Annotated in this window: 30 protein-coding genes; 8 read left to right on the forward strand and 22 right to left on the reverse strand. The window is 61.5% G+C overall.

Annotated elements, in window-relative coordinates:
* Nucleotides 1-3: 3 nt before the first annotated feature.
* A complete protein-coding gene (locus tag FS777_RS02560; protein ID WP_145253857.1) occupies nt 4-300 on the reverse strand; it encodes a 2Fe-2S iron-sulfur cluster-binding protein in 297 nt (98 codons plus the stop codon).
* Between the two features lie 93 nt (nt 301-393).
* Nucleotides 394-1638, reverse strand: coding sequence for an MFS transporter (locus tag FS777_RS02565; RefSeq protein ID WP_058637049.1), 1245 nt, complete (start codon nt 1636-1638; stop codon nt 394-396).
* Nucleotides 1639-1777: 139 nt separating this feature from the next.
* Here FS777_RS02565 and FS777_RS02570 point away from each other — a divergent pair, with 139 nt between their 5' ends.
* Together FS777_RS02570 and FS777_RS02575 are read left to right on the forward strand one after the other, a co-directional pair.
* Complete coding sequence (locus FS777_RS02570; RefSeq protein WP_145253860.1) at nt 1778-2233, forward strand: helix-turn-helix domain-containing protein; 456 nt, start codon at nt 1778-1780, stop codon at nt 2231-2233.
* Between the two features lie 132 nt (nt 2234-2365).
* A complete protein-coding gene (locus tag FS777_RS02575) occupies nt 2366-2803 on the forward strand; it encodes a CBS domain-containing protein (RefSeq protein WP_023535729.1) in 438 nt (145 codons plus the stop codon).
* A gap of 152 nt (nt 2804-2955) precedes the next feature.
* On the opposite strand, the gene FS777_RS02580 is transcribed toward FS777_RS02575, so the two are convergent.
* The 3 genes from FS777_RS02580 to FS777_RS02590 form a co-directional block, all read right to left on the reverse strand.
* Nucleotides 2956-3198, reverse strand: coding sequence for a DUF2789 domain-containing protein (locus FS777_RS02580; protein ID WP_058637047.1), 243 nt, complete (start codon nt 3196-3198; stop codon nt 2956-2958).
* Nucleotides 3199-3412: 214 nt separating this feature from the next.
* On the reverse strand, nt 3413-4045 hold the full coding sequence (locus FS777_RS02585) for a LysE family transporter (RefSeq protein ID WP_058604691.1): 633 nt from the start codon (nt 4043-4045) through the stop codon (nt 3413-3415).
* Nucleotides 4046-4175: 130 nt separating this feature from the next.
* On the reverse strand, nt 4176-6086 hold the full coding sequence (locus tag FS777_RS02590) for an ATP-binding cassette domain-containing protein (protein WP_058637046.1): 1911 nt from the start codon (nt 6084-6086) through the stop codon (nt 4176-4178).
* Nucleotides 6087-6136: 50 nt separating this feature from the next.
* Here FS777_RS02590 and FS777_RS02595 point away from each other — a divergent pair, with 50 nt between their 5' ends.
* A complete protein-coding gene (locus tag FS777_RS02595) occupies nt 6137-6619 on the forward strand; it encodes a TIGR02444 family protein (RefSeq protein ID WP_058637045.1) in 483 nt (160 codons plus the stop codon).
* On the opposite strand, the gene FS777_RS02600 is transcribed toward FS777_RS02595, so the two are convergent.
* The gene (locus FS777_RS02600; protein ID WP_058637044.1) at nt 6595-7533 is read right to left on the reverse strand and encodes an AlgP family protein; all 939 of its coding nucleotides are present in this window, start codon (nt 7531-7533) and stop codon (nt 6595-6597) included. The two genes, FS777_RS02595 and FS777_RS02600, sit on opposite strands and share 25 nt — an antisense overlap.
* A 257-nt stretch (nt 7534-7790) precedes the next feature.
* Here FS777_RS02600 and FS777_RS02605 point away from each other — a divergent pair, with 257 nt between their 5' ends.
* Nucleotides 7791-8429 (forward strand): FKBP-type peptidyl-prolyl cis-trans isomerase, encoded by a 639-nt coding sequence (locus FS777_RS02605; RefSeq protein WP_058637043.1) that lies wholly within the window; start codon nt 7791-7793, stop codon nt 8427-8429.
* A gap of 7 nt (nt 8430-8436) precedes the next feature.
* Here FS777_RS02605 and FS777_RS02610 read toward each other — a convergent pair whose 3' ends face one another.
* From FS777_RS02610 to FS777_RS02640, 7 genes are all read right to left on the reverse strand, one after another.
* On the reverse strand, nt 8437-8907 hold the full coding sequence (locus tag FS777_RS02610; protein ID WP_058637042.1) for an Rsd/AlgQ family anti-sigma factor: 471 nt from the start codon (nt 8905-8907) through the stop codon (nt 8437-8439).
* 211 nt (nt 8908-9118) lie between these two features.
* Nucleotides 9119-9640: a disulfide bond formation protein B gene (locus FS777_RS02615; RefSeq protein WP_058637041.1), complete on the reverse strand. Its 522-nt coding sequence runs from the start codon at nt 9638-9640 to the stop codon at nt 9119-9121.
* Between the two features lie 222 nt (nt 9641-9862).
* Complete coding sequence (locus FS777_RS02620) at nt 9863-11101, reverse strand: heme biosynthesis HemY N-terminal domain-containing protein (RefSeq protein WP_058637040.1); 1239 nt, start codon at nt 11099-11101, stop codon at nt 9863-9865.
* Nucleotides 11098-12198, reverse strand: a complete 1101-nt coding sequence (locus FS777_RS02625) for a uroporphyrinogen-III C-methyltransferase (protein ID WP_145253863.1) — start codon at nt 12196-12198, stop codon at nt 11098-11100. Before FS777_RS02625 ends, FS777_RS02620 begins: the two co-directional genes overlap by 4 nt.
* Before the next feature lie 31 nt (nt 12199-12229).
* On the reverse strand, nt 12230-13012 hold the full coding sequence (locus tag FS777_RS02630) for a uroporphyrinogen-III synthase (RefSeq protein WP_058637038.1): 783 nt from the start codon (nt 13010-13012) through the stop codon (nt 12230-12232).
* The gene (hemC, locus tag FS777_RS02635; RefSeq protein WP_023535732.1) at nt 13009-13950 is read right to left on the reverse strand and encodes a hydroxymethylbilane synthase; all 942 of its coding nucleotides are present in this window, start codon (nt 13948-13950) and stop codon (nt 13009-13011) included. The genes FS777_RS02630 and hemC overlap by 4 nt, the downstream gene beginning before the upstream one ends.
* 158 nt (nt 13951-14108) lie before the next feature.
* A complete protein-coding gene (locus tag FS777_RS02640; RefSeq protein ID WP_058637037.1) occupies nt 14109-14852 on the reverse strand; it encodes a LytTR family DNA-binding domain-containing protein in 744 nt (247 codons plus the stop codon).
* Nucleotides 14853-15162: 310 nt separating this feature from the next.
* On the opposite strand from FS777_RS02640, the gene argH reads away from it, so the two are divergent.
* Complete coding sequence (gene argH / locus FS777_RS02645; RefSeq protein WP_058604679.1) at nt 15163-16557, forward strand: argininosuccinate lyase; 1395 nt, start codon at nt 15163-15165, stop codon at nt 16555-16557.
* Nucleotides 16558-16668: 111 nt separating this feature from the next.
* On the opposite strand, the gene FS777_RS02650 is transcribed toward argH, so the two are convergent.
* A complete protein-coding gene (locus FS777_RS02650; RefSeq protein ID WP_058637036.1) occupies nt 16669-17328 on the reverse strand; it encodes a glutathione S-transferase in 660 nt (219 codons plus the stop codon).
* Between the two features lie 148 nt (nt 17329-17476).
* Between FS777_RS02650 and FS777_RS02655 the strand changes: the two genes are divergently transcribed.
* Together FS777_RS02655 and FS777_RS02660 are read left to right on the forward strand one after the other, a co-directional pair.
* Entirely contained in the window at nt 17477-17776 is a 300-nt protein-coding gene (locus tag FS777_RS02655; protein ID WP_058637035.1) for a hypothetical protein, read from the forward strand.
* Between the two features lie 68 nt (nt 17777-17844).
* Nucleotides 17845-18090, forward strand: coding sequence for a TIGR02647 family protein (locus tag FS777_RS02660; protein WP_023535777.1), 246 nt, complete (start codon nt 17845-17847; stop codon nt 18088-18090).
* A gap of 147 nt (nt 18091-18237) precedes the next feature.
* Here the strand turns inward: FS777_RS02660 and FS777_RS02665 are convergent, their stop codons facing one another.
* The 6 genes from FS777_RS02665 to FS777_RS02690 form a co-directional block, all read right to left on the reverse strand.
* Nucleotides 18238-19656: an efflux transporter outer membrane subunit gene (locus FS777_RS02665; RefSeq protein WP_078477806.1), complete on the reverse strand. Its 1419-nt coding sequence runs from the start codon at nt 19654-19656 to the stop codon at nt 18238-18240.
* Nucleotides 19653-20528, reverse strand: coding sequence for an HlyD family secretion protein (locus FS777_RS02670; protein ID WP_058604675.1), 876 nt, complete (start codon nt 20526-20528; stop codon nt 19653-19655). The genes FS777_RS02665 and FS777_RS02670 overlap by 4 nt, the downstream gene beginning before the upstream one ends.
* Nucleotides 20525-20737 carry a DUF1656 domain-containing protein gene (locus tag FS777_RS02675; protein ID WP_023535833.1) on the reverse strand — a complete coding sequence of 71 codons (213 nt, stop codon included), beginning with the start codon at nt 20735-20737 and terminating at the stop codon, nt 20525-20527. The genes FS777_RS02670 and FS777_RS02675 overlap by 4 nt, the downstream gene beginning before the upstream one ends.
* Entirely contained in the window at nt 20734-22821 is a 2088-nt protein-coding gene (locus tag FS777_RS02680; protein ID WP_058637033.1) for an FUSC family protein, read from the reverse strand. The genes FS777_RS02675 and FS777_RS02680 overlap by 4 nt, the downstream gene beginning before the upstream one ends.
* Nucleotides 22818-23270 carry a MarR family winged helix-turn-helix transcriptional regulator gene (locus tag FS777_RS02685; RefSeq protein WP_058604673.1) on the reverse strand — a complete coding sequence of 151 codons (453 nt, stop codon included), beginning with the start codon at nt 23268-23270 and terminating at the stop codon, nt 22818-22820. Before FS777_RS02685 ends, FS777_RS02680 begins: the two co-directional genes overlap by 4 nt.
* A gap of 136 nt (nt 23271-23406) precedes the next feature.
* Nucleotides 23407-24198: a tetratricopeptide repeat protein gene (locus FS777_RS02690; protein WP_078477804.1), complete on the reverse strand. Its 792-nt coding sequence runs from the start codon at nt 24196-24198 to the stop codon at nt 23407-23409.
* A gap of 207 nt (nt 24199-24405) precedes the next feature.
* On the opposite strand from FS777_RS02690, the gene FS777_RS02695 reads away from it, so the two are divergent.
* Nucleotides 24406-24966: a WYL domain-containing protein gene (locus tag FS777_RS02695; protein ID WP_058637032.1), complete on the forward strand. Its 561-nt coding sequence runs from the start codon at nt 24406-24408 to the stop codon at nt 24964-24966.
* Between the two features lie 59 nt (nt 24967-25025).
* On the opposite strand, the gene FS777_RS02700 is transcribed toward FS777_RS02695, so the two are convergent.
* Together FS777_RS02700 and FS777_RS02705 are read right to left on the reverse strand one after the other, a co-directional pair.
* Nucleotides 25026-25889 carry an ABC transporter permease gene (locus tag FS777_RS02700; RefSeq protein WP_145253867.1) on the reverse strand — a complete coding sequence of 288 codons (864 nt, stop codon included), beginning with the start codon at nt 25887-25889 and terminating at the stop codon, nt 25026-25028.
* Between the two features lie 15 nt (nt 25890-25904).
* Complete coding sequence (locus FS777_RS02705; protein WP_145253870.1) at nt 25905-26768, reverse strand: ABC transporter ATP-binding protein; 864 nt, start codon at nt 26766-26768, stop codon at nt 25905-25907.
* Between the last annotated feature and the right edge of the window lie 3 nt (nt 26769-26771).

Below are 26771 nucleotides of genomic sequence, written 5' to 3' on the forward strand. Positions count from 1 at the left end.
TGCCTAGCCAATGACATCAATGGCCAATTCACCTCTGATCAGGCACTGGCAGGCCAGACGGTAGTCCGCCCCGCTATAGCCCAACAGTTCTATGAATGCTGTTTCCTCATCGTTGCGTGGATTCAACGCGTCCAGCCCTTTCTTGACTTTGATCAGGCACGCCCCGCAGGCCCCGATACGGCAACCCAGCGGGATGACATTCTTGCCACCGGCCTCCCATTCGATGTCCGTAAGGGGTGAATTGGAAGGCAGTTCAAAGTCGACGCCGTGGGAGGAAACGGTCAGTTTGTGCAGCGCCATACGTGCCTCGGGTCAGTTGAAGTTGCGGTGTCGCGCGCACGGCATCAGGTGGCTGTGTCGAAACAATGAGCACACCTGTTGAAGCGCAAGTACTTATCGGTCGTTGAAGTTCAACCACAGCCAGTAGATCAAGGCGACGGCACTGATCGATGCGCCCAGCAGGCACACGGCGACCCAACCCGCCTGGGCGTAGGTGTAGGTCGCCGCGATGGCACCGAGCCCGCTGCCCAGCGAGTAGAAGCACATGTAGGCGCCAACGAGCCTGCTTTGCGCATCCGGCCGTGCAGCAAAGATCAGGCTCTGGTTGGTGACGTGCACGGCCTGCACGGCGAAGTCGAGCATCACCACGCCCAGGACCATTGCCAGCAGCGAGCTGTGGACAAACGCCGTCGGGAGCCAGGACAGGGTCAACACGGCCAGCGCAATGCCTGTGGTGCGATTGCCCAGGCCACGGTCTGCCAGTCGCCCGGCCCTCGCTGCGGCGAGGGCCCCTGCTACGCCGGCAAGGCCAAACAGCCCGATTTGGGTATGCGAAAGCGCAAGGTCTGGCTCACTGAGCGGCAGGACCATGGAAGTCCAGAGCACGCTGAAGGCTGCGAAGATGAGCAACGCGAAGACCCCACGCACGCGCAGGGTACGTTCGCTTAGAAACAGCTGCAGCACCGAACGCAGCAGGGCAAAGTAGCCGCCGCTGACCGAAGCCCGTGGAGGTGCGGGCAGCGTGCGCCACAACACCAAGGCCATCCCCGCCATCAGCACGGCCGACACGAAATACACGCTGCGCCACCCGGCCAGATCGGCCATTGCGCCAGACACGAAACGTGCAAGCAGAATCCCCAGGACCACGCCACTGGTCACCGTCCCCACGGCCTGGCCACGTTGCTCGGGGCTTGCCAGTGCCGCAGCGTAGGCCACCACCACTTGCACCAGCACGGCCATCAATCCCACCAGGACCATCGCACCCAGCAGCACGGCCCAGGCCTGCGCCAGCCCTACGGCACAGAGGGCCAAGGCGCTGAGGAGCATTTGGCAAAGGATGAGTTTTTTCCGGTTGACCAAGTCGCCCAGCGGCACGATGAACAGCAAACCGACCGCATAACCTGCCTGGGTGGCCGTGACGACGATGCCGATGGTGCTGGCAGGCACCGCCAAGCTGCTGGCCATGGACTCGAGCAGCGGCTGGGCGAAGTAGACATTCGCCACGGCCATTGCGCAGGTAATGGCAAAGAGGAAGGTCTGAGAGGAGCTGAGTGTGGTACTACGCGGTGTGTCGTAGCCATTGGCAGATGCTTCGGCTGTCGCCGCGCGCTTGACCGGGCTGTCTGGCCTGTACGGCATGCACTTCCATCCTTGGAATCGGTTTTAAAAGAAAACCACTTGCAGCGATTTTTAACAAAACAGGTTTTTAAATGCAACTACTGGCCATGAACGTTTTCTCATATGGTTAGCGCTTTTCAACATCTGCTCATGGACAAACATGGCCAAACAGGAACAGCTAGCGCGCAGTGAATGCCCAGTGGCGCGCACCCTTGAAGCAATTGGGGACCGATGGGTATTGATGATCATCCGCGAAGCGTTTGACGACGTACGGCGGTTCAGTGATTTTCAGAAGCGACTGGGTGTCGCCAAGAACATCCTCACCGTAAAGCTCAAGGCAATGGTCGAATTGGGCGTGTTCGAGGTACGGCCTGCTTCGGATGGGAGCGCTTACAAGGAGTATGTGCTGACCGAGATGGGGCGGGCCGCCTTCCCCATTGTCATCAGCATGCGCCAGTGGGGAGAGCGTTTCATGTACGGTTCAGGCGAGTGCCATTCGATCATGCTGGATAAAGTGACGGACGAGCCCATCGAGACGATCATCGTTCGATCCCGTGCAGGCCGGCAGTTGAGCCCCGAGGACTGCCACCGACGACTGATCACCCGAGAGGGTTGAGGCAGACGCCCTCTGCATGCTCATGACGTTTTTCAATCACCTCGATGCCGTTTCTTGCATTGCCGGACGGCGCCGGGTGGTCGATGCTTGCATGACCGTCGCCAGTGTTTTCCTCCACCCGCAGAGGCCGCCATGAAAAACGTCGAACAAATCCTCAAGAGCAAGTCCGAACACCAGACCGTGTATACCATCGGCCCGGACGACTCAGTGCTCGACGCCCTCAGACTGTTGGCCGAGATGAACATCGGCGCATTGCCTGTCGTTGAAGGCAACGAGGTGGTAGGTATCGTCAGTGAACGCGATTATGCGCGCAAGCTGGTGCTCAAGGGACGCTCGTCGGCCGCCACGCCGGTGCGCGATATCATGAGCGCACCGGTGGTCACCGTGGAGCCGAAGCACAACCTTGAATACTGCATGAACCTGATGACCAACCGGCATTTGCGCCATCTACCGGTGGTGAGCAACGGTGAGCTGTTGGGGCTGTTGTCGATTGGCGACCTGGTCAAGGAGACCATTGCGGAGCAGGCAGGGCTGATCTTGCAGCTCGAGCAGTACATCCGCGGTGAGTGAAACGCTTGGAAACGCGTTTGCCCGCACGCGCCACAGGTAAGGCTGGCCGTCAGCCGAGTCCAGAACGGTCCACACCCTATCCCGCTTGAATGGCGGTAACGGCGCATTGACTGGGGCGACTCACGGCCACTTACTCTTTCGCTGCGGGTAACTTATTTCTTGGCCGGATGAAGTGCTTCGTTCAACTGGTCGATCATGGGAATCCAGTCGGCATCGGCAGTGTAGCTTTCCTTGAGAAAAGCACGCTGGCCTTCACTCCAGAACGGTGCATCGACCAACTTCACATCATCGTCGAGCGGCGAATGGGTGGTGATGAAGCGCTCGATCTCGACCGGATCGTCGTCCAGTCCAAGCTGCTTGAACAATTCGGAAAAGTGGTGAGTCGGTTTGTCCATGATTCCTCCGCAGTGCCGGCATGCGCTTCGGTGTAAGCGCCAGTCCTGTTTAAGAGCTTGCGCTCAAGGGTGGGCATCAGCGCCCCAGGCAGGATGACTGCAATCATCGTGCCTGGGGAATAGACAGCGCGCCAAAGCAGAAGACTCGATAAATCCCACTAATGCCCTGAGCAGATGGCTGTGAGCCAAAAGGCGCAGCCCCCCTGCCCTGGATCTACAGCGGCGCGCGGCGCAAGGTGGCCAGGAACGTGGCCGCACCGATGAACAGCCCGGCAAAGGTACGGTTGAGGCGCTTTTGCTGCCTGGGTGTGCGCAGCACCCGCAGCACGCGGGCTGCAAGCCCGGTATAGCCCGCCATCACCAGCATGTCGACGGCAACCATGGTCGCGGCGATGGCGATGTACTGTGGCAGCAAAGGCGCATGGGGATTGATGAACTGCGGCAGCACCGCCAGCATGAAAACCAGGGCCTTGGGGTTGCTGACGTTCACCAGAAAACCTCGGAACACCAGGCTCAGCGGTTTGCCGATGGGTCGTATACCGGATTCATCGCTCATGTCCATGGGCAAGGCGCGCCATTGCTTATAGGCCAGGTATACCAAGTAGGCGACGCCGAACCATTTGATTACATGGAAGGCGGTGGCCGAGGCAGCCAGGATGGCCCCGACGCCTGCAGCAATGATTGCGATCTGCATCACCAGGCCAATCTGCAAGCCCAGCGCATTCCAGTAACCGCGCCAGAACCCGTACTGCAGCCCGCTGGACATCGAGGCGATAGCGCCCGCGCCGGGAGACAGACTGATTACCCAGCAGGCGGCAAAAAAGCCCAACCACACTTCCATCGACATCCCACACCTCGCTCATGCACATGTTTCAAAACATTAAGCTAAGGTGCCGATGAAAAAATGACCAGCGCAATTTGAACGATTCTGCAGCTCTGCTTCCGGGAGGCCGGTAGCAAAGCTCGCAGAGCGCGCGTCAGCTGAGCGCTTCGAGTTCGGCCTGCATGGCTTCAAGCGTTTCCAATGCCTGCATCCAAGCGTCTTCGAGGTCACCTTCACGTTGCTTCAGCGCAGTTTGCCGGGCCAGCAATTCACGCAGCTCTTCCTTGCGCGCCGCTTCGTAGAGACCACCATCACCCAACGCAGCCTCGATCTCGGCCAACTGTGCATGCACCTGGTTGAGTTCAGCTTCAAGCTTGTCAGCGGTCTTCTTGTGTGGCGCCAATTGTTGGCGCAATGCTGCCGCAGCTTGGCGCATGGCCTTCTTGTCGGTCTTGTCGGGGTTGGTTACCGCGCTACTGACCGGCGCGTTGCGCTGACGATAGTCCACGAGCCAGCGGCTATAGTCATCGAGGTCCCCGTCGAAGGGTTCGACCTTGCCATCGGCGACCAGCAAGAAGTCATCAGTGGTGCTTTTGAGCAGGTGCCGGTCGTGGGACACCACTACCACTGCCCCTGCAAACTCCTGCAAGGCCATGGTCAGGGCCAGCCGCATTTCCAGGTCCAGGTGGTTGGTGGGTTCGTCAAGCAGCAGCAGGTTCGGCCGCTCCCAGGCGATAAGCGACAGCGCAAGCCGTGCCTTTTCGCCACCTGAGAAATTCACGACCGGCTCGTCTACGCGGTCGCCATGAAAATCGAAACCACCGAGGAAATCGCGCAGCGTTTGCTCGCGCTCGGTTGGGGCAATGCGCTGCAGGTGCAGCAAGGGGCTGGCCTTGTCGTCCAACGAGTCGAGCTGATGCTGGGCAAAATAGCCGACGGCGAGGTTTTCACCTCGCACCAGGCGCCCGGACAGCGGCTCAAGCTCACCGGCAAGATTCTTGATCAAGGTGGACTTGCCTGCGCCGTTGGGGCCTAGCAGGCCAATGCGTGCACCTGGCACCAGCTGCAGCTTCACCTTCTCGAGGATGGCCTTGTCGCCGTAACCCAGTCGCCCTTCGGACAAGCTCAACAGGGGGCTGGAGATTTTCTGCGACTCGCGGAACACGAAATCGAACGGCGAATCCACGTGAGCAGCTGACAGCTCCTCCATGCGCTCCAGGGCCTTTATGCGGCTCTGTGCCTGACGCGCCTTGGTGGCCTGGGCCTTGAAGCGCGCAATGTATTTTTCCATGTGCGCGCGCTGCGCCTGCTGCTTCTCGTAGGCCTGCTGCTGTTGGGCCAGGCGTTCGGCACGGGTGCGCTCGAAGGCACTGTAGCCGCCCTTGTAAAGGTTAAGCTTGCGTTGTTCGACATGCAGCACGTGATCGACCACGGCATCAAGGAAATCCCTGTCATGGGAGATCAACAACAGCGTGCCCGGGTAGCCCTTGAGCCAGTCTTCCAGCCAGAGGATGGCGTCCAGATCCAAGTGGTTGGTCGGCTCGTCGAGCAATAACAGGTCGGAGGGGCACATCAATGCCTGGGCCAAGTTCAGGCGCATCCGCCACCCACCGGAGAAGTCGCCGACGCGGCGGTCCATCTGCTCGTTGGTAAAGCCCAGCCCCGCCAGCAGCTTGCGCGCTCGCGCATCGGCGGTATAACCGTCAGCACTGTCCAACTCACTATGCAGCCGGGCCAGTGCCGTACCGTCATGGGCCTGTTCGGCCTCTGCCAACGCAGCCTGCACCCTGCGCAATCGCACATCGCCGTCGAGCACATAGTCCACGGCCACCCGGTCAAGGGTATCGACCTCCTGGCGCATGTGTGCGATCCGCCAGTCTGCCGGCAGGTGGCAATCACCGCCATCGGGCGACAACTCACCGCGCAGCAAGGCGAACAAGCTGGATTTGCCGGCACCGTTGGCACCGATGAGGCCGGCCTTGTGACCGGTGTGCAGGGTCATCTCGGCGCCATCTAGCAAGCGCTGAGGACCACGCTGTAAAGTGAGGTTGGATAGTCTGATCATGATGGTCGCGGAGTCTACCAGCTTCCTCGGCCCATAGCGCGAGTGGAACCATGCAAAGCGACTTGTGGGATCACGCCCTGAGCCTGTACGCCAGGCCCGGTGTGGAAGCGGCTTGCCTCGACCTGCAACGGCAAGGAGGCGATGTATGCCTGCTACTGTGCGCCACCTGGCTGCAGGCCAGGTCAATCGAGGTGCAGCAACTGCGCATCGAGGCATTGCAGGGCTGTGCAGGGCCCTGGCAACGGGATGTGGTATCGCCCTTACGAAGCCTGCGCGAACAATGGCGAGAATCAGCCAAAGAGGATCAACCGTTGGCTGAACTTCGAGAGCAACTCAAAAAGCTGGAGCTTTCGGCCGAAAGAGCGCTGTTGGAGCGCTTGCAAGCCTGTGCATCACAGTGGCCCGCTGGCAGACCTGGACAAACGGGCGACTGGCTGGCTGGGCTTGTGCCGAGCCAGCTGCAAGATCACCGCGCGCTTGAACAATTGCGCGCGGCGGCACTGGCGCATCAGGCGTCGGTGGACGACGACTGAGCAGCACTTACATCGGATACTGGTGTGGCAGGGCTCACCGAGTTGCCGGACGATGGGGCTCTTTCTTCCGCAGCTGTTGCCGGCTTGGCACTCGCGGAGCGGCTGCTGGCAGTGCGAGTCGCCGTTCTGGTAGCGGTGCCACGGGTCGAGGGTTTGGCAGGTGCGGGCTTGCTTGTGGCTTTTGCACCCGCAGCGCCTGATGCAGACTTGGATGCAGACTTAGCCGCCTGGGGACGGGCTGCGTTAGGTTCGGTCGCGGAAGACTTGGCCGCCGTTGCTTTGGCAGGGGACTTGGCCGCGGCCGGCTTCGCGGCAGCCTTGGCCGCGGTAGGCTTCGAGGTCGAGCTTGCAGCGGGTTTGGCTGCCACGGATTTGGCGTCGGCGGCCTTGGCCGCAGGCTTGGTCGCTGCGGTTCGCGCGGCTGGTTTGGCCTTGCCGGTAGCGTGGGTGGACGATTTGGCGGCTGTGGTCTTGGCAGCAGGCTTGGTAGCGGCTGGGGCGGCAGCCTGGGCTGCACGTTGGTCGAGGGCCTTGGTGGCAGCTTCACGAACCTTGCCAACGCCCTGGGCCAGTTTCAGGCTGTCCTGAGCATCGCGCTTTAGCTGCTGGATGTAGCCGCGAGTCTGGGTCTGACGGTCCTTGAGCGAGTCGAGCAGCGCTTCGAGCTCGGCAACTGCCTTCTTGGCCTTGTTTTGCGACTTGGCTTTGCCCGCCGTTGCTGCGTCCTGCAACTTCAAGCGACCGTTATGCAGTTTTTCCTGGGCCTTGCCGCGCTGCTTTTCCAACTTGGCCAACAGCTTCTCTGCATCAGCCAGCGCTTGCGAGCAGGCCTCTTCCAAATGTTCAAGCAAGCTACCCGAAAGTTGCTGAAGCAGGTGTAACGGCGTGCTGACTGGCTTTTTCTTGGCCGACATGACTTACCTCCTGACTGATGAGAGTGCGACTCATACTATGCTTCCGCTGCGCAGGCCGCTAGGGCATCTTGACCGCAATATCCATACACTGTTGCATATCAACGTCTGAGTACATTGCGCATCGCAAACACTGCAATCAACAACTCATCGCCGACGCTAACTGCCGTTGCTGAATGCATCATGTGCCCGGCACCGGGCGAGCCCGCACCGCCCTGGACACTGGCATACTTCGCCACCCACCGCCGTAGGAATTGGTCATGCTTCGATCCATTGTTCTAGGTTTTTGCCTACTGCCGATGTTGGCCGTGGCCAACACCGATGATCAGGACCTCGCCTACAGCCTGGGCGCCAGCCTGGGTGAACGGCTGCGACACGAAATGCCAGGGCTACAGCTCGATGCGCTCATTGAGGGCTTGCGCCAGTCGTACCAGCAACAGCCCTTGAAGTTGAGCCAGGCCCGCATGCAGTCGCTGCTCGAACAGCACCAACCGCAGCAGCAAGACGCTGTGCTCCAGGCGCCTGAAGCCGCAGAGGTACGTTTCATGGCCAATGAGCGGGCGCGTGCTGGTGTGCGTGAGTTGATGCAAGGCGTGCTGTACAGCGAGCTACAAGCAGGCAATGGCCCGCAGCCCAAGGCAGGCGCCAAAGTACTAGTGAATTATGTGGGGCAGTTGCCCAGCGGGGACGTGTTCGACCAAAGCCGTGAACCGCAGTGGTTCAGCCTCGACTCGGTTATCGAGGGCTGGCAGGTGGCGCTGCCGCAGATGCGGGTGGGGGCAAAATGGCGACTGGTGATTCCGTCTGCACTGGCCTATGGCGCCGACGGCGCGGGTGATTTGATCGCACCCTACACGCCGCTGGTTTTTGAAATCCAATTGCTGCAAACCAAGGACTGAATGGCCCTCAGACGGGCGTCAGCCCTTCTCCCTTGTGCGCGTTGTGCAGCACTTCAATCAGACAGTCTTCAAGCTCGAAACGCTCATGCAACAAGCTGCCAAGCTTGCCGAGCTTCTCGGCGAAGCGCTCGGTGTCCCTGCATTCAGCCTTGACGCAGTGATCGTTGAAGGCCAGTGCAATCTGGGTAATGTCATCGATGCGTGGGTTGATCTCGCCTGCAAGGTCAAGGGCTCGGGTGTCCCCAAATGCCTCGGCCTCAATGACCAGTTGTTCACAGATTCCGAAGTGCCACGTCGAGACGTAGTCCACAAGCAGCGCACAGAAGTCGCCGTTGGTGTCCTTGTCTGCAAAAGCAAGCTTGGCATCGCGTAAAGCACGATAGGCATGAACCAGTTGCTCGCGCTCGCTCAGCCAACGGTCGATCAGCGCGTTGACCCCGCCCCAGCGTTCCTGTGCATTCTGACAACTATCGAGCATGGCGATCTCTTCCCCTGTGGGCAGATGCCGCTGCTCCTCGCGTAGCGCTGCTATGGCACGAGTTTGAATCAGCAGGACAGCATCAAACCTTGGATTTTCGGTATGCGTGCTCGGAGATTATTCCCACGCAAGCTGCCCTTCAAGGTATGCAGGGTAATAACTTCGTACAAGTGTTTAATAAACCGCTTTAAGACCACCGGTCTACGGCAGTTCAGCGTTGCTCGAGGTCATGGATGATCAAGGCATGCAGGCGACTTGCAAGTAGATGGCCAAGCGCCAACGCAGCCAGGAGCACAAAGGCCATCAGGCTCCATTCGGGTAGCGTCAAGTCCATGAAGCTCCAGGTAAGGGCATTGCAATCAGGGGCCCCGGAAAACAGTTGCCGGGCAAGCTCGTTCCAGTACTGCCCGGCGTTGCGGTCGATGGCGACGGGGCACACCAGATCATCGACAACCACCCCCTGCAACCAGACTTGCCTTGCGGCTACTGCAGCGCCACCCAGAGCAAAGCCAAGCGCTAGCTGGGCATAGCGGCGTTGGCCTTCAAGTGTCGGCCCATGCAGCACCGCGCTTAGACACACCAGGACATACCCTGCCAGCAGCACCCGTTGCGTCAGGCACAGTAGGCACGGTAAAAGCCCAAGCGCATCCTGCAGCTCGAATGCAGTGACCAGGGCAGTGAGCGCCACCAGGCAGGCAGGGAAGAAGAAAGTACGCAGGCGGGCCGGCAGCATGGGCAGTGGGGATCCCGGTATCGGTGGTCGTGGCTTGAAACGGTAGAGGAAACACATCCTTTGTTTCAAGGCACAACAGTCGAGACAATTCCCAGCGTTGCCTAGGAAATATCCAACTGCCGTGTAAGACGCACCGTAAGAAAATACGTCAGGATTTCTCCACCCCAAACCGAAAGATTACCTGCCCATGAAGCCCGCGGCTTCCCGCGGGCCAGGGTCAGGTCAAGCGCGAACCGTCTCCGGCAAAGGCAGCGCCAGCAAACGCTCATCGAGCAAACCAAGCCCTTCCTGGAAAAGCTGGTTGCTGCGTTCGGTTTCGCCAAGGCCAGCGAGCAGACGCGCCAGCTCGGCGCAGGCTTCGGGGTTGCGCTCCATGCGCAAGCTGCTTTCCAGGTAGTCACGGGCCTTGCCCCACAACCGATTCTGCAAGCTGAGTCGACCCAGCGTCAGCAGCAGACTGGCATCCTGGGGATGGTCCTTGAGCCAAGCTTCGGCGGTCTGCAGCTGGCGCGCGGGATCCTCACCGCGCACCAGACCGTACAGCCGGGCAAGATGGCTTTCGTAGCTGCGCTTGAGCGCCGTACGCAACACCTGCTCGGCCTCGTCCTGGGCGCCGAGCTGGCGCAGTTGTTCGGCATAGGCCAGGACCAGTTGCGGCTCCTGACGCTGGGCGGAGGTCAATTGCTGCCAGGCACGCTCCAAGGCTTGGCGAGCCGTTTGCGCATCTTCGCCCCGGTTCTGTGCCAGGCTCAGGTTTTGCCCCCAGGCACGACGTTCGAGCGTGGCAAGCTCGGTAGCGGGCAGCACCTTGTTCTTGCGCAGGTCCGGCATCAGGCGAATGAGCGCAGGCCAGTCGCCGCGCTCGAGCTGCAAGCGTTGCAACAAACGCAGTACCTGAGTGTTGTGCGGATGACGCTCCTGCATGGCCAGCAACGTCTGAAGCGCCCCGTCGTTGTCGCCACGGTCCATTTGCAGTTGGGCATGGGTCAGGGCTACGGCAAGCTCCGCCTGAGGTTGCCGCTCCAGCGCACGCTCCAGCAGACCGTCGCTTTCCTCGACACGGCCCTGCTCGTTGGCGGCCTTGGCGGCGCCAAGGTAATACATCAGCGGTTGGCGTTCAGCCTCTGCGGCCCTGTGCAGATGACGCTGGGCGCTGGCCCAGCGCCCTTCTGCCAAGTCCAGCTGGCCCTGTTCGATGGCAACGCGGTTACGCCGGCTGCGGTTGCGCCGGGACCAGGGGTTGACCGCCCCGCCAGAGGCCAGGACCAGGCCGACCAGAAAACGCAACACCAGCAGCGCCAGGATGACGGCCAGCAGCCCCAACAGCGCGGCCCAAAGCCCGGACTGGTAACGGAAGCTGCCATAGGAAATCATCACGTAGCCGCTGTGCTTGGCAACGGCTACGCCGAGGGCCGCCGCCACCACAATGGCCAATACCGCCAACAGGTAGACACGCTTCATGGCTTGTCTCCCTTGTCCTCGGCAGGCAGATGCCGGCGCTGGATATAGGCCTGAACGGAGGCAAGACTTTCACTGAGATCAGGGGTCACGACCGAAACGGGTTGCTTGGCCAGTGCGTTGAGGCTGTCGAGCATGGCTTTGCTTTGCGGGTTGTCGGCGTTGAAGTTGGCCAGCAGCACGCTGCGTGCATCATCCAATGCCTGGGCATAGACCTTCGCATCACCGTTGAGCGCTGCCCATTGCGCCTGCTCCAGCGTAAGGCTCAGCGCCAGGCGCAGCTGGTTGAGCTGCTGACCGGCGAGCAACGGTTTCACATTCTCGTCGGCATTGAATTCAATCTGGAAATACTTGGATATTTCCGACCACCATTTGGCCAGGCGACTGGCGCTATCGCCGTCACTGGTCAGCGCACCCATGGCATTGGCGTCATTGTCGAATTCGGGCGACTGGGCGCTCAGTTGCTGGACGAGCTCACGCTGAGCCGCCAATTTCAGGAACAGGCCGGTGCGGTCAGGTTGCTGGGTATTGTTGAGGGTGGCGAGGCTGCGGGCCAGTTGCTCGCGCGCGGCGAAGGCGCCAGGGTCGCTTTGCTCGCGCAAAATCTCGTCCGCGCCTTCGACCAGTGCCTTGGCGCTGGTGATGTCCTGCAAGGCCGACAGCCTCAGGGTCGCCAGACGCAACAGGTGTTCGGCTTCGGCCAGGCGCCATTCCTTGCGGCTTTCACCAAGTACGGTCTCAAGCCGCTGACTCAGACGCTGTTGATCGCCTTGGAGCTGCGCCACCAGGCGACGGCGGTCTTCAAGCTCACTGGCTGCCGGCAGACCTGCCAACTGCGCGCTGATTTTCTGTTCGCGCTGCTGAAGTGCCTCGGCACGCTGGTTCAGCGCCTCCAGGTGCTGGCCCTGATCGAACTCGCTGCCTTGCAGTTGGTGCACTTGCCAAGCGCCCCAACCACCGACAGCGATGCCGGCAGCGCCCAACAACAGGGCCAGCGCGGCCAAGCCATTGCCGGAGCGCTTGGCGGGCACTGGGGTGACAGGCTCCGTCGGCGCCTGTGCCGATGTTTGATCCTTGTTGGACAAGACAGTCTCGCTCACGTATCCATCCTTTGCATGGGGGCGCGCCGCCTTAGAGCTTGGCGCCTGGGTCGGCAGGTGCAGCGCTGCGCTGCACGGCTGCCAGCAAGGCCGTGGCGCTGGCGCCACGGCAATCCACAACGTGTTGGGCACCTGCGGCCCGGGCCTGTTCGGCGACCCGCGGGCTCGGTACGAACACCGGCAAGCGTGCCAGCTGCGGCCATTGGCTACCAGCCAGTTGCTGCAAGTGTTCGAAACCCTGTCCACTGCTGACCACCAGGCCATTAAGGCGTTCCGCTTCGATGCGATGCAACAGGTAGCCTGCAGGGTAGGGCGGCAGGTTGCGGCGATACAGTTCCAGATAATCGACGGTAGCACCTAGCTGAGCAAGACGCTCTGCCAGCAGTTCGCGACCTCCGACACCCCGCACGATCAAGATGCGCGGCGCTGGGTTCGCCAGTACCTGTTGCAGCGCAGGCAATTCGAGCAGGGCTTCACTGTCGTCCCCGCCTGCGGGGAAGCTGACATCAAGCTGTGCATCCTGCAGCACCGCAGCTGTAGCCGCGCCTACCGTGAACCAACCCTGGGGCGGTAGGGATAGCTGCCGCTGCTCCGCTGCCGCCAGCAGCAGCCTGGCGGCCGGTTTACTGACCACGATGAACCCCTGGTAAGTGGACAGTTCCTTGAGCAATTCCAACTGCGGCCGCTGCAGCATGACAGGTTCGATTGCAAGCAAAGGCATGCAGCTGCTGGCTATGCCGGCTTCGCCCAGTGTGTGGGCAAGCGCTGCACACTCCTCGGCGGGTCGGGTCAACAGCAGGCGCCAAGGGCTCACGAATGCCCTGCCTCGCCGTAGACTTCCTTGAGGATGGCCTCAGCGCCCTGGTTGAGCAGGTCTTCGGCCACCTGCATACCGAGTGCTTCGGCTTGCAGACGAGGCGCCCTGGCCTGGGCGACCAACAGGGTACCGCCGTCTGGATGCCCTACCAGGCCGCGAAGCCACAGCTGGTCTTGTTCGAGCACGGCATAACAGGCGATCGGCACTTGGCAACCGCCGTTGAGGCGCTTGTTCAAGGCGCGCTCGGCTACCACACGATCGGCCGTATCGAGATGATGCAAAGGCGCAAGGAGCGCGTGGATCTCTGCGTCGGCGCTGCGGCACTCGATGCCGACGGCGCCTTGCCCCCCGGCAGGAAGGCTATCGTCGACGCTGATGCTGTCGGTGATTCGCGCTTCGAAGCCCAGGCGGATGAGCCCGGCTGCCGCCAGGATGATGGCGTCGTAGTCACCCGCGTCGAGCTTGGCCAGGCGTGTATTGACGTTGCCGCGCAGAAAGCGGATTTGCAAGTCGGGACGACGGGCCAGCAGTTGGGTCTGTCGACGCAGGCTCGAGGTTCCGACGATGCTGCCGGCGGGCAACGACTGGAGGCTGTCGAATCGGTTAGAAACGAAGGCATCGCGCGGATCTTCACGCTCGCAGATGCAATACAGGCCAAGGCCCTCGGGAAAGTCCATGGGGACGTCTTTCATCGAGTGCACGGCAATGTCGGCTTCGTGCTCGAGCAGAGCGGTTTCCAGTTCCTTGACGAACAGCCCTTTGCCGCCGATCTTGGCCAAGGGTGCATCAAGCAGCTTGTCACCCCGACTGACCATGGGCACCAGGGAGACTTTCAGGCCAGGGTGGGCCTGTTCCAGGCGCGCCTTGACGTATTCGGCCTGCCACAGGGCCAGGGCACTTTTACGGGTGGCAATACGGATTTCGCGAGTGGACATGTAACGCCCCGAACCAGAGAAATGCCGCCGATGATAACAGCATCACCGGCGGCACTAGCAGATACGGATCAACAGCATGGCCGAAGCTGCCAATGACAGGCCCAGCGGGACGCCCCGTGCGGCTGTCATGAGTGCTGGCGCGTCACTGGCTCAGGCGTTCAGAGGGTCTGCATCATCTTGCGCATGCCTGCTACATGGCGCCGGCTCACGGTCAGGGCATCACCGTCGAGCCCTTGAAGGTACAGTTGGAAATGCCCCAGCGGTGTACGTTGCAGGCGTTCGATCCGCTCCCGCGCAACCAGTGCATTGCGGTGGATACGCACAAAACGGTCGCCAAATTCATCCTCAAGCGCCTTGAGCGGCTCGTCGAGCAACACTTCGCCCGTTTCATGACGCAGGGTCACGTACTTGTGATCGGCGATAAAGTAGATGACCTGAGCGATAGGGATCAACTCGATGCCCTTGCGGGTTCTGGCGCTGATGTGGCTGCGAGGGCCACTGCCCTCGTGGCCTGGACGCGTGAGCGCGGCCAGCTGGCCGCGGTTTGGTCGCTCGGCCTTGCGCAGTGCCTCCCGAAGCGCCGGCCCGTCAACAGGCTTGGTCACGTAGATAAGGGAGGCTTGCTTGAAGGCATCTTCCCCATACTCGTCATCACCGGTACAGAACACGAGCGCAGGCGGCGCCTCACGCTCGCACAGTCGGGCGGCGACCTGCAGACCATCGAGGCCAGGCATTCCGATATCCAACAGGACAATGTCGGGTTTCAGGCTTTCGATCAGCGCAAGGGCCTCTTCACCATTGGTGGCACTTGGCTCCAGCACGGTATAACCCTCGAGTTCACCGAACATTAGGCTTAGGCGCTTGAGGTCTTGGGGTTCGTCATCAACGATCAGGACATTCATAATTGCGCTGGATTCCTGAGTGAGTCTCGCACGGTTAAAAGCGTAGACAGCTGTGTTTGAAGCGACGCTGCGTGTCACGCTCTAGACCGGTGCGATAGCCAAAGATTCACTGTGGCTGGCAGATTAGCTGCCCGCCTCTGTCAAACTGTAGACGGTCCATGGAACACTGCCGTTCAATCCGTAAAATCTCCGTTGCCTACAGCGCGCTATGCCTTTTCCTCGCGCCCACCCTGCAGGCGCCCTGCGGCACTGGGCCTAACCCTGTTATCATCGCGGCAATTTTTCGTTCACGCCTGTAATGAGTGAAACCATGAGCACTGACAAGACCAATCAGTCCTGGGGCGGCCGCTTCAGTGAACCCGTAGACGCCTTCGTCGCCCGTTTCACGGCCTCGGTCGATTTCGACAAGCGCCTGTACCGCCACGACATCATGGGCTCCATCGCTCATGCCACCATGCTGGCGCAAGTCGGTGTGCTCAGCGATGCCGAGCGCGACACCATCATCGATGGGCTCAAGACCATCCAGGGCGAAATCGAGGCTGGCACCTTCGACTGGCGTGTCGACCTGGAAGACGTGCACATGAACATCGAAGCGCGCCTGACCGACCGCATTGGTATCACCGGCAAGAAACTGCACACCGGCCGTAGCCGCAATGACCAGGTCGCGACCGACATTCGCCTATGGCTGCGTGACGAAATTGACCTGATTCTGGCCGAAATCACCCGCCTACAAGAAGGGCTGCTGGAACAGGCCGAACGCGAAGCCGAAACCATCATGCCCGGCTTCACGCACCTGCAGACGGCACAGCCGGTGACCTTCGGCCACCACTTGCTGGCCTGGTTCGAAATGCTCAGCCGCGACCATGAACGCCTGGTCGACTGCCGCAAGCGTACCAACCGGATGCCATTGGGCAGTGCTGCGCTGGCCGGCACGACCTACCCCATCGACCGTGAGCTGACCTGCAAGCTGCTGGGCTTCGAAGCCGTGGCAGGCAACTCACTGGACGGCGTGTCGGACCGTGACTTCGCCATTGAATTCTGCGCCGCCGCCAGTGTGGCGATGATGCACCTCTCGCGCTTCTCCGAAGAACTGGTGCTGTGGACCAGTGCCCAGTTCCAGTTCATTGACCTGCCCGACCGATTCTGCACCGGCAGCTCGATCATGCCGCAGAAAAAGAACCCGGACGTGCCCGAGCTGGTGCGTGGCAAGAGCGGGCGCGTCTTCGGTGCACTGACTGGTTTGCTGACCCTGATGAAAGGCCAGCCGCTGGCCTACAACAAGGACAACCAGGAAGACAAGGAACCGCTGTTCGATGCCGCAGACACGCTGCGCGATTCGCTGCGTGCCTTCGCCGACATGATCCCGGCCATCAAACCCAAGCATGCCATCATGCGCGAGGCCGCCTTGCGCGGGTTCTCGACCGCAACGGACCTAGCCGACTACCTGGTGCGCCGTGGCCTGCCGTTCCGTGACTGTCACGAAATCGTGGGCCACGCGGTGAAGTACGGGGTCGATAGCGGCAAGGACCTGGCAGAGATGAGCCTGGAAGAGCTCCGTCAATTCAGTGACCAGATCGAACAGGACGTATTCGCCGTCCTTACGCTGGAAGGCTCGGTAAATGCCCGTGATCACATCGGTGGTACGGCACCGGCGCAGGTACGTGCAGCGGTGGCGCGCGGCAAGGCGTTGCTGGCCGCACGCTAACGGCGCTGAGTGACGGGGCGGGGGCTACCCTGCCCCGTCGCTTTGCCAAAAATATTCAGATTGTTGGGGGCTGTAACACAAGCCCCCATCTGGTCGGACTAGCCCGCCGCCTCAGCGCCTGTTGCGCATCATTTCCAGGAAGGACGGCATTGCCGCTTCCTTGTCTGCGACGATTTTCGCCATGTGGGGGTTCTGCCCCATTAGTTCGAGCAATGCCTTGGCCTGAGGGAAATCTTCAAGGAAGTCGATGTTGAGCACTTTCTTGCCTACGGCGCATGCCAGGTCGACCGAGAAGCAGAACATCAGGTCGGCCAGGGTCAATTGCCCGCCTGCCACGTAAGGTGCAAAACGCCCGTTGCGCTTGAGCGTGGCAAAACCTGCCAGAAGCTCGGTGCGCGCCTTTTCCTTGACCAAGGGTTCCACGGGCATGCCAAAGAATGCTTCGGCGTAGCATGTACGCGCAGGGAGCTCGATGTACAGCTCGATCTCCTTGACCAACTCATGCACCTTCGCCTTTGCGTACGGATCAGCGGGAAGCAGCGCCTTGCCGCCCTGGGTCTGCTCGATGTAGTCGAGGATCACCGTGGTTTCGCTGAGAAAGCCGTGCTCGGTCTGCAGTACCGGCACCTTGCCCCGTGGGCTGACTTCCAGCACCTGAGGCGTCTGACCGCTGAAGAACAGGACTTCTTCGAAAGGCGCGCCCTTTTCCAACAAGGCCAATTTGACCATGTTGTAGTAGTTGCTGACAGGGAATCCGTGGAGCTTGAGCATGGTTCGACAGCCTCCGGGCCGTATGGGAATGGCAGGGCTTTTATAGCCCTTTTGGCCATCGGCTGACCAGCGTCATGCACCCGGTCAATGACCAGGCATTGCCACCACGGACGTGGCAAACTGTAGCGCCCACGACAGGAGTAATCCCATGAGCGAGCCCACCGATATCGACAATGACGATGAAGCGTTCGCCGAAGCCACGCTGACCCAGGCCATTGAAAACCAAATTGAAAGCGGCGAGCCGGCTGCGGCGAAGGCTACGTTCAACAAGCTGACACTGGTCGGGTATGAGCGCGAGGATATCCTCAACCTGATGGCCCACGTGCTGGCCTTCGAGATCGACAACATGCTGGCGCAGGACCGAGCCTTCGACAGCCAGTGGTATGAAAACGCCTTGCGCGCGCTACCCGAACTGCCTCCTGAGATGGATCAAGGCGACGACGAATAACCCGGCTACACTCCAGATTCAGGCACCCCCGCGGTGCCGCTATCCTCGTCTGGAAGTCAGGAGTCGCCATGTCCTTTTCACCCGAACTGATCGCTGAACTGGAAGTGCTTGCACTGTTCAATCTCGACAGCAGCCAGGAAGGCATCAAGATTCACAACACCGCATCCCCGACGCTCATCGCCGCCGCGCAGCGGCTGCACGAAAAAGGCCTGACCGATCAACCCGACGGGGGCTACCTGACCAGCCTGGGTCACGACGCGGTCGAAAGTGTTCAGTTGCTGCAGAACATTCTGAGAGCGCCCCAGCCGGCCTGACCTTGTGATTGACTGGGGCTGCGCTGCAGCCCCTGCTGTACATTGGCCGCGGAACACTCATTCACAAACCGTAAACTCTGTTTTCTCGGCTGCGCGTGCCTTGCCTGACCCTTGTCTCGATACTTTTACACAGACTCTATTTACCCCTCAGTGCTCCATGGGACGCTTCCAACCGCCTCCAAGCGCCAGAAACACGCCAACCTGCCCCATTGCAACCTGGCTGTTCGCAGCCGCCAACTGCGCACGCATGTCGGTATAGGTCCGCGTCGCCTGCAAGTCCGCCAGAAATGACTCACGCCCGGCCTGGTAGTACCGGTGCGTCTGGTCGGCCGCTTCCCGAGCAGACTTCTCTGCCTCGGCCAGTGCATCGCGCCGGTCCAGCAGTGCGCTGTATTGAGCCAGCCTTGTCTGGGTTTCGCGTATGGCATTGAGTACCACACCATCGAAATTCGCCAAGGCCGCCTGGGTGGACGCTTCAGCCATGCGAATGCGGGCCCGCGTGCCGTTGGTGGGGATGCTCCAGCTGATCTGCGGGCCGAAGCCCCAGCGGTTGGTCGCAGGCTCGCCCAGGTTGTCCAGGATGCCGATGGTCCCGACCTGCGCGCCGATGCTGATCTGTGGATAAAGCGCGCCGGTCGCTACACCGATATTGGCGGTGGCAGCCGCCAATTGGCGCTCTGCCTGGCGTACGTCGGGGCGACGTTTGAGCAACGCGGCGCCATCGCCCACCGGCACTAACTGAGTCAGCTGCGGCAGTTCAGAGCAATCGGCAGTTCCTGCTGGCAGCTTCTGCATGGGGACCGCCAGCAATGCGGCCAGGGTATACAGGCCTGTCTCACGTTCGGCCTTGAATCGCGGCAGCTCGGCGCCCAAAGACTTAAACTGGGTTTGCGACCGCGTCACCTGAGTTTCATCACCACGCCCCGCATCGCGCAGGCGCTGGCTGAGCTTGACGCTTTGCGCCTGTAAATCGAGCGACTCACGGGCAATGTGGTATTCCTCGTTGGCCGAGCACACCTGGGTGTAGGCCTTGACCACATCCGCCACCAGCGTGATCCGCGCCGTGTCCGCTGCGGCCTGTACCGCATCGGCACTGGCCCTGGCAGCTTCCGTACCGCGTTTGAAGGTGCCCCACAGGTCGAACTGGTAGGACGCGCTTATGATCGCCTCGCCGATGTTCGCCACAGGCACCTTCTCGGGCTGCAAGAAAGCTTCCCCAGACTCTTGCAGGCGCTGGGCACCTAGCTTCACCCCACCGTCGAAGCCTCCTTGAGATTCAGCGATGTCGACCTGCGCACGGGCCTTGGCGATGTTCGCCGCAGCCACGCGCAACTCGGTATTGGCACTCAGGGCCTGGCGTACCAGCGCGTTCAACCGCGGGTCGTGATACAACTGCCACCAATCTTCCGGCACCGGTGCCGACACCACGCTGTCGGCATCTTGGCGCAGGGGGCCGTTGAGGTCAGTGCGCTGGATTGCCGCTTCTTTGGGCAGCTCGTAGTCTGGCCCGACCGTCATGCAGGCGCCGAGCGACAGGCATAGCCCTGCGAGCATCAGCCGTTTCATGGGTGCATGTCCTCGACGATCGAGACGGTGGCGGTTCGCCCGGCAATCATGCGGAAATCCTGCGGGACTTCGTCAAAGGCGATCCGCACCGGAATCCGCTGGGCCAGCCTCACCCAGCTGAAGGCAGGGTTGACGTTGGGCAGCAGGTTGGTGCCGCTGCTGCGGTCGCGGTCCTCGATGCCGGCTGCAAAGCTTTCCACATGCCCGCGCAGGCGGGTGTTGTCGCCCATCACACGAATATCCACCACGTCCCCGATGTGAATGCCCCCCAGCTTGGTTTCCTCGAAGTAGCCATCGACGTGATAAGAGGCACTGTCGACCACCGACAGCACCGGTCGCCCGGCGGTTACGAACTCATGGTTGCGCGGCGCGCGATCGTTGAGATAACCGTCCACGGGGCTGCGCACCACCGAGCGATCCAGGTTCAACTGGGCACTGTCGACAGCCACCTGCGCCTCACTGACCGCCGAGCGGGCGCGCGCTTGGCGCGACTGGCTTTCTTCGAGCTGTTCGGCCGCGACCAGGTTGCCCAACTTACGATTACGGTTCACCTCCCGCGAGGCCTGGGCCAAAGTTTCCTGACGCTCGCCGAGCGTGGCCTTGGCCTGACGCAGCGCCAGGGTGAAACGGTCCTGGTCGATGGTGAACAGCACATCGCCACGCTTGACGGTCTGGTTGTCGCGCACCTCGACCTTCTGGATCAACCCGGATACGTCCGGGGCGATCTGGATCACATCGGCGCGAATGTGGCCATCGCGCGTCCAGGGTGCGAACAGGTAGTACACAACCATCTGCCAGACGAGTACGGCGGCAAATGTCACGACCAACAGAGTAAGGACCACACGGCCCAGGGTCAGCAAAGGTTTTTTCATGGCAGCATCAGGCTTCGACAGAAGTGGTCCACCGCACCGAGCAGCACGGCGTAGAGGGCAACGTTGAACAATGCCCGGTGCCAGACCAGGCGATAGAAGTGCACACGCACCAGTACGGCGTGGACACCCAGAAACAGCAGGTAGGTTCCAATCATCATCACCAGCAGCGTGGGCAGGAATACCCCACTGATATCCAGTTCACCGATCACAGGGGTGCTCCATCCAGGCCAGACGGTAGTTGCAGTTGCTCCGCAGGCTCGAGCATGACCTCGACGCCTGGCAGCAGCGCCAGGCGCAGGCCAGCCAGCGCATGCAACAAATGCGGGCGGGCGTCGAGGCGTTCGCAGGGCTCATCGAGACTGAGCGCCAGCCGGGCCCTTTCCATGTTGCGCAAGAGTGCAGGTGGCGCGTGCAGCCGCTCACCGGCGCGCAGGCAGGCCGCGTAATGGGCACCCACTTCAGCGACCACCAAGGCCAGTCGTTCACGGGCGACCTGACCGGCACGCGGCATGTACGCCAGCAAGTCGAGCAGGTTCAGCCCAACACGCAAGTCCCGTAGCGCCACGCTGCTGTCCTGGCCGGTTTGCGACAGGCGAGGTAAATGCTGCATCAGGCGATCGAGCATTTTTACACCCACCTTGCGATGCTCGGCCAAGGTTGCGTGCTCGGTCACCTCGACGATGTCGCGCCAGGCGAAACGGGTCATGCGCTTGGCAGCCAGCTCCACACCGAAGGGGCGCATGACCAGGGTCCAGATGAACGCGAAGAGCAGGCCAACCGGGCCGGCGAGGTTGGAATTGAGGAAGGTGAAGAAATCGGCGTCGTAGGCACCCTGGATGCTGATGAAGGTCGAGGTGTTGACGATGGTCAGCAATGTCCCTAAGTAAAAGCGTGGCTGTACCGTCAACGTGCCGATGCAGATGAAAGGCACGGCGAAGGCCAGTACCAGCATCGGGAAGTCATGCAGGTTGGGCAGCACAAGGAACAAATACAGGCTCGAGAAAATGACCGACAACAGGGTCCAGAAGAAAAAACGGTAGATCTGTGGGGCCGGGTCGTCCATCGCCGCGAAGAAGCTGCATGAGACGGCAGCCAGGATCACCGCACTGGCGCCATCATTCCAGCCCAGGCCGATCCACAGGCCGCAGGCAACGATGATGGCCAGGACGGTGGAGGTGACCGAGTAGAGCATCAGGCCCCGGTCGAAGAATGGCCGCAAGCGCGCCAGGCGCCAGTGCCGGTAAACGGCGCGCCAGGGTGTGGCGTCGTCGGTACGCAGGGCATGCTGCAAGGTACAGCAGTCCTGCCACAGGTCTACCCATTCGGTGAGCCGATAGAGCGCATTGGACAGCAACAGCTCGGCCCGTTGGTCCAGTGCAGCCGCATCCGGGCGCAGATCGTCGATCCTTTGATGCAGAGCTGCCCACCGCTGGACAGAGGGGCTGTCTGCGGTGCCCTTGAGCCATTCACGTGCAGCATCGAGCACAGGCAGGATGTGTTCAAATTGCTGCGCAGCGCGCCCTTGCAAGGCCGCCAATGCATCGTCCAGCGCGTCGATGACCGGCAGCAGGTGGATCATGCGCCCACGTAGCTCACGGGCGTTTTTCAAGGTATGGGGGCCGGTACCTTCATGGCCGAGCTGGCCGATCATCAACTCCAGTGAGTTGAAGGTCGCCACCATCGCCCCGCGCATGCCACCGACATCGACCGTGCTCTGCTGCCGGGCAAGATAGCTGTCGCTGTAGCGAATGGCATCGTTGAACCAGTTGCCTGTCGCCCCTACCACCACGGGCGCCAGCCGTCGTGGCCAGAAAATGGCCCCGACCACGGCTGCGCAGACGATCCCCAGGCAGATTTCCTGGGCCCGCGAGGAAGCCACGTCGAACACGGCCAATGGGTTATCGACCACTGCCAGGGCGATCATCGGCAAGGTATACCCGGCCAGCATGAACACGTAGTTGTTGGCCGTGCGCACATTCAGCGAGAGGAACAGCAACGTCCCCGTCCACAGGGCCACTGCGATGCTCAGCAGCAGCGGCGACTGCACCAGGGGCGGTACCAGCAGCACTGCCCCAGCGGCGCCCAGCAAGGTGCCCAGGGCGCGGTACAACGCCTTGGAGCTGGTAGGCCCCAGGAAGGGGCTGGAAACGATGTAGACGGTCGCCATGGCCCAGTACGGGCGCGGCAACTGCATGAGCAGGGCGATATATAGCGCGATCATGGAGGCGGCGAATGTGCGCACGCCGTAGAACCAATCGCGCGCCGGTGGCACCGAGCTGAAGAAGCCGTTCATGCGACCCCGCCCGTGCTGCCCAGCCCGGCTGCTTCGAATGCGCGCAGTACACGCAGCGTGGCCTGCAGGTCCTCTGGATCGAGCCGGCTCAGCACATCACCGCGCACCCTCACCAACTCCGCCTCGATGGCCTCGGCCAGCACGCGCCCTTCAGCCGTAAGGCTCAGGGCCTTGGCGCGCCTGTCCATCGGATCTTCGCTACGCAACACCAACCCGGCCCTGCACAGCTGGTCGAGCAAGCGCACCAGGGACGGGCTTTCCAGCCCGGCCGCCTGGGCGACCGCCACCTGGTGCACGCCATCGCCCAGGCGCACGATCATCAGCAGTGGCGCGGCACAGGCTTCGGAAATGCCGTAGCCGGTCAGTGCCATGTGGCAGATGCGGCGCCAGTGCCGAGCGGCAACGACCAGGCCACTGCTGACCTGAAGACGCAGAAGATCAAGGGACATGGGAATCACATATATTCATAGTTTGCTAACTATCAATATACGCCTGATGCTCCCCCTTCCGTCAACCGGGGGCGACGAAGCGCCTGCATGAAATCTTGTTCACACGGCCAGGCCAACCGCTACCCACGCCAGCGCCTCAAGGCTGAACTTGGTCTTCCAGCTTCATGGTCAGGGCCAAGGTACTGCCCATCTGCACGGCGCGATCGCGCCATTGCTGATAGCGCTCCTGATCGCGTCGACTGAAGTGCACGGCCAGTTCTTCTGCCGCCTGCACCACACCCGCAGCGGCCGCCAGTTCGAGCCAGTACAATGCCGGCTTGAGCTCCGGTTGCACATGCAGGCCGTGAATCAGCCGGTAGCCAACCTCGAAACGACAGCGTGCCTCACCCTGTTCGGCACCCTGCAGGAACCATCGGTAGGCCAGCTGCGGATCGACCTGCCATTGCATAGGGCCATCGCACACTTCTTCTTCGTACAAGTCTCCCAGCGCAGCGGCCGCATGCGACATGCCTCGCTCGAACGCCTGGCGGTAGCATTCGGCGGCCTGCGTGTAGGAACGATCCACACCTTTGCCGAAGTAGTGCTGCTGCCCCAGGTTGAACCAGGCCACGGCACTGCCCTGCAATGCCGCCATGCGCAGAAGGTGCCCGGCCAACACCGTATCAGCACGCCAGTACTTGCCATTGAGCCAGATCCAACCCAGGTCGTTCAGCGCTGCCACATTCCCCTGCAGGGCTTGCAGGCGCAGATCCTGGTAGACCGCTTGCAGGTCACTGGCTTCGTCCAGACGGCTGACCAGCATCGTCCGTTGACTGGGCATGCCGACACCTGCAAACAGCCGCTGGCGTCGGGCGACAGCGGGCGAAACGATCACCTGTGCCGGAAGCAGGCGGGCGAGCAGCGAATGGATATTGCCGACAGCAGACATGTTCATCCTCATTGAACGACGCACAACCTCAACCTTCGGCTGTGATGAGGCGTGATTCTGCGCAACAGGACGTCAAAACCTGTCGCGAACGATTCGGATGCAGGCAACCAAACGTCACTTACTTGATCTGAGCGGTCCGTGGCCAATTGCCATGCCCCTCGCGTGCCGCCATCCTAGAGCGGCAAGCCTAGACAAGGACGTTACCTTTTGCCGTTCGCCACCACTCGCGCCACCCTCAGCCGTCAGTGGGCGCTGCTGCGCCAGCTACCGGGCCGTTCTCCAGGCCTCACCAGTTCCGAGCTGGCTTGTCGGCTACGAGACCTGGGCTTTACCGTCAGCAAGCGAACCGTAGAGCGCGACCTCAATGACCTGTCGTTGATCTTCCCGCTGGAGCGCAACGACAAGAGCATTCCCTACGGGTGGCACTGGGCCGCGGGCGTTGTCAGCGAGCTGCGCGGCACCACCGATCTGCTGGCGCATCTCAAAGGAGAAGCGCTGCAAGCGCCACCGGGCGAAGGCATTGAATTGGTGGCGCGCATCAGTGACCCACTGGCGCGCCAGCTCCGAGAGGCTCCACTGAGCAGCGACATGCAGTTGATCGCCCATGACCAGGGGCATCGGCTGCGGGCCACGGTGAGCGACGGGAGCTCGTTGCGCTGGTGGCTTTTGAGCCGTGGGGACGAACTGGTGGTCGAGCAGCCTGCGCAGTTGCGCGAAGAGATCGGCAAGATTCTCAGCAACGCCGCAGCCCAGTATCTAACACCATGACCAGGGACGCTCGCATTGGCCTTGGCCAATGCGAGCGGCCAACGCCGGCGCTTGCAAGCTCAGCGCTGCATGCCCCAGCGCTTGACCGTCAGGCGCTCCAGGGTGTTGAAGACTAGCCCCTCAACCAGCAGCCCGATCAGGATGACCACCGCAAGGCCTGCGAACACCTTGTCGGTATAGAGTTCGTTGCGGTTCTGAAAGATGTACCAACCCAGGCCACCTTTGCCGCTGCTGGCACCAAAGACCAGTTCTGCGGCAATCAGCGTGCGCCAGGCGAACGCCCAGCCGATCTTGAGCCCGGACAGAATCGAGGGCAACGCCGCCGGCACCAGGATGTGCATCACCAGCCGTAGCCCTTTGAGGCCATAGTTGCGCCCGGCCATGCGCAGGGTGTCGGAAACACCCTGGAACCCTGCATAGGTATTGAGCGCCAGGGCCCAGAGCACCGAATGCACCAGGACGAAGATCAGGCTGTTGTCGCCTAGCCCGAACCACAGCAAGGCCAATGGCAACAGGGCGATGGCAGGCAGGGGGTTGAGCATCGAGGTCAAGGTACTCAGCAGGTCGCGCCCAAGCTGGGTGGAGACGGCCAGGCTGGTGAGACCAAAGGCCAGGATAATCCCTAGCAGGTAGCCCTTGAGCAAGATCACCAGCGACACGCCGACCTTGGCCGGCAGCTCTCCACTGACCAGGCCTTCCCACAGCGCGGCAGCTGTCTGCAGGAAGGTCGGTAGCAGCAGGTCGTTGTCCTGATAACGGGCGACGGCTTCCCACAGCAATGCGATAACTATCAGGATGACGGCCTTGCGCAGCCAACCGTGCTGCCAGAGGCGCTGACTCAACGACAGGTCGCGTTCCACAGGCACGCTGAGCAATGGCTCCAGCTGCACCTCGTATTCCTGGCGCACAGGGGTTGTGGTCATGGCTCAAGCTCCTGATCAGTAGGCAATGCGGATGTCGTTGAAACCAATGTCATCGACTTGAGCGGGGTCGGCCGCTTCATCGAACAGCAAACGGTGTATGCGCCGGGCACTGGCCTGGAAATCGCTGCCCCCCAGGCTGCCCAGGTGATATTGGTGGCTGTGCACCTCGGCGCGTACCCGGCCGGGGTGAGGCGTGAGCAGCAAGATGCGGTTGCCCACCACCAAGGCCTCTTCGATGGAGTGGGTGACGAACAGCAAGGTGAAGCGTACTTCCTCCCACAGCAGCAGCAACTCTTCCTGCATCTTGCGCCGGGTAAGTGCATCGAGTGCGGCGAACGGTTCGTCCATCAGCAATATCTTCGGCTGCGTGGCCAAGGCCCTGGCAATCGCCACGCGCGCTTTCATGCCGCCTGATAGCGTATGCGGGTAGGCATCGGCAAAGGCTGCAAGACCGACTTTCTCCAGGTAGTGAAGCGCCCGCTCTTCAGCATCGGCCCGCTTCAATTGGCCCGATACCAACAGTGGAAACATGACGTTGTGCTTCACTGTCTTCCAAGGCGGCAACTGGTCGAATTCCTGGAACACCACGATGCGGTCCGGTCCCGGGCCGCTGACGGGTTGCCCCTGAAGCAGGATCTGTCCTTCACGGGGTTCGATGAAGCCGGCCACGGCTTTGAGCAAGGTTGACTTGCCACAACCGGATGGCCCCAGCAGGACGAAGCGATCAGCCTGATCCACCTCGAAACTGACCTGATGGGTAGCGCGTACTACCCGTTGCCGGGTCCGGTATTCAAGGGTAAGGCCCTGCACGTTCAACAACGGCGGTGCTATGGGATGGCTCAAGGTGCTGACCGTGTGGCCTGGCAATGGCGCAGTCATGGC

The organism is Pseudomonas sp. DE0157 (assembly GCF_007678615.1).
GTDB classification, from domain to species: domain Bacteria; phylum Pseudomonadota; class Gammaproteobacteria; order Pseudomonadales; family Pseudomonadaceae; genus Aquipseudomonas; species Aquipseudomonas parafulva_B.

Bases quoted from the DNA above. Each gene is read 5' to 3' on its own strand.
- FS777_RS02620 (WP_058637040.1), bottom strand. From the start codon at position 11,101: ATGAAGCGTGTCTACCTGTTGGCGGTATTGGCCATTGTGGTGGCGGCG.
- FS777_RS02570 (WP_145253860.1), top strand. From the start codon at position 1,778: ATGGCCAAACAGGAACAGCTAGCGCGCAGTGAATGCCCAGTGGCGCGC.
- FS777_RS02690 (WP_078477804.1), bottom strand. From the start codon at position 24,198: ATGTCTGCTGTCGGCAATATCCATTCGCTGCTCGCCCGCCTGCTTCCG.
- FS777_RS02640 (WP_058637037.1), bottom strand. From the start codon at position 14,852: ATGAATGTCCTGATCGTTGATGACGAACCCCAAGACCTCAAGCGCCTA.
- FS777_RS02590 (WP_058637046.1), bottom strand. From the start codon at position 6,086: ATGATCAGACTATCCAACCTCACTTTACAGCGTGGTCCTCAGCGCTTG.
- FS777_RS02565 (WP_058637049.1), bottom strand. From the start codon at position 1,638: ATGCCGTACAGGCCAGACAGCCCGGTCAAGCGCGCGGCGACAGCCGAA.
- FS777_RS02685 (WP_058604673.1), bottom strand. From the start codon at position 23,270: ATGTCCCTTGATCTTCTGCGTCTTCAGGTCAGCAGTGGCCTGGTCGTT.
- FS777_RS02665 (WP_078477806.1), bottom strand. From the start codon at position 19,656: ATGAAACGGCTGATGCTCGCAGGGCTATGCCTGTCGCTCGGCGCCTGC.
- FS777_RS02670 (WP_058604675.1), bottom strand. From the start codon at position 20,528: ATGAAAAAACCTTTGCTGACCCTGGGCCGTGTGGTCCTTACTCTGTTG.
- FS777_RS02655 (WP_058637035.1), top strand. From the start codon at position 17,477: ATGAGCGAGCCCACCGATATCGACAATGACGATGAAGCGTTCGCCGAA.
- FS777_RS02580 (WP_058637047.1), bottom strand. From the start codon at position 3,198: ATGGACAAACCGACTCACCACTTTTCCGAATTGTTCAAGCAGCTTGGA.
- FS777_RS02600 (WP_058637044.1), bottom strand. From the start codon at position 7,533: ATGTCGGCCAAGAAAAAGCCAGTCAGCACGCCGTTACACCTGCTTCAG.
- FS777_RS02605 (WP_058637043.1), top strand. From the start codon at position 7,791: ATGCTTCGATCCATTGTTCTAGGTTTTTGCCTACTGCCGATGTTGGCC.
- argH (WP_058604679.1), top strand. From the start codon at position 15,163: ATGAGCACTGACAAGACCAATCAGTCCTGGGGCGGCCGCTTCAGTGAA.
- FS777_RS02660 (WP_023535777.1), top strand. From the start codon at position 17,845: ATGTCCTTTTCACCCGAACTGATCGCTGAACTGGAAGTGCTTGCACTG.
- FS777_RS02560 (WP_145253857.1), bottom strand. From the start codon at position 300: ATGGCGCTGCACAAACTGACCGTTTCCTCCCACGGCGTCGACTTTGAA.
- FS777_RS02705 (WP_145253870.1), bottom strand. From the start codon at position 26,768: ATGACTGCGCCATTGCCAGGCCACACGGTCAGCACCTTGAGCCATCCC.
- FS777_RS02585 (WP_058604691.1), bottom strand. From the start codon at position 4,045: ATGTCGATGGAAGTGTGGTTGGGCTTTTTTGCCGCCTGCTGGGTAATC.
- FS777_RS02575 (WP_023535729.1), top strand. From the start codon at position 2,366: ATGAAAAACGTCGAACAAATCCTCAAGAGCAAGTCCGAACACCAGACC.
- FS777_RS02610 (WP_058637042.1), bottom strand. From the start codon at position 8,907: ATGCTCGATAGTTGTCAGAATGCACAGGAACGCTGGGGCGGGGTCAAC.
- FS777_RS02700 (WP_145253867.1), bottom strand. From the start codon at position 25,889: ATGACCACAACCCCTGTGCGCCAGGAATACGAGGTGCAGCTGGAGCCA.
- hemC (WP_023535732.1), bottom strand. From the start codon at position 13,950: ATGTCCACTCGCGAAATCCGTATTGCCACCCGTAAAAGTGCCCTGGCC.
- FS777_RS02680 (WP_058637033.1), bottom strand. From the start codon at position 22,821: ATGAACGGCTTCTTCAGCTCGGTGCCACCGGCGCGCGATTGGTTCTAC.
- FS777_RS02650 (WP_058637036.1), bottom strand. From the start codon at position 17,328: ATGCTCAAGCTCCACGGATTCCCTGTCAGCAACTACTACAACATGGTC.
- FS777_RS02615 (WP_058637041.1), bottom strand. From the start codon at position 9,640: ATGCTGCCGGCCCGCCTGCGTACTTTCTTCTTCCCTGCCTGCCTGGTG.
- FS777_RS02595 (WP_058637045.1), top strand. From the start codon at position 6,137: ATGCAAAGCGACTTGTGGGATCACGCCCTGAGCCTGTACGCCAGGCCC.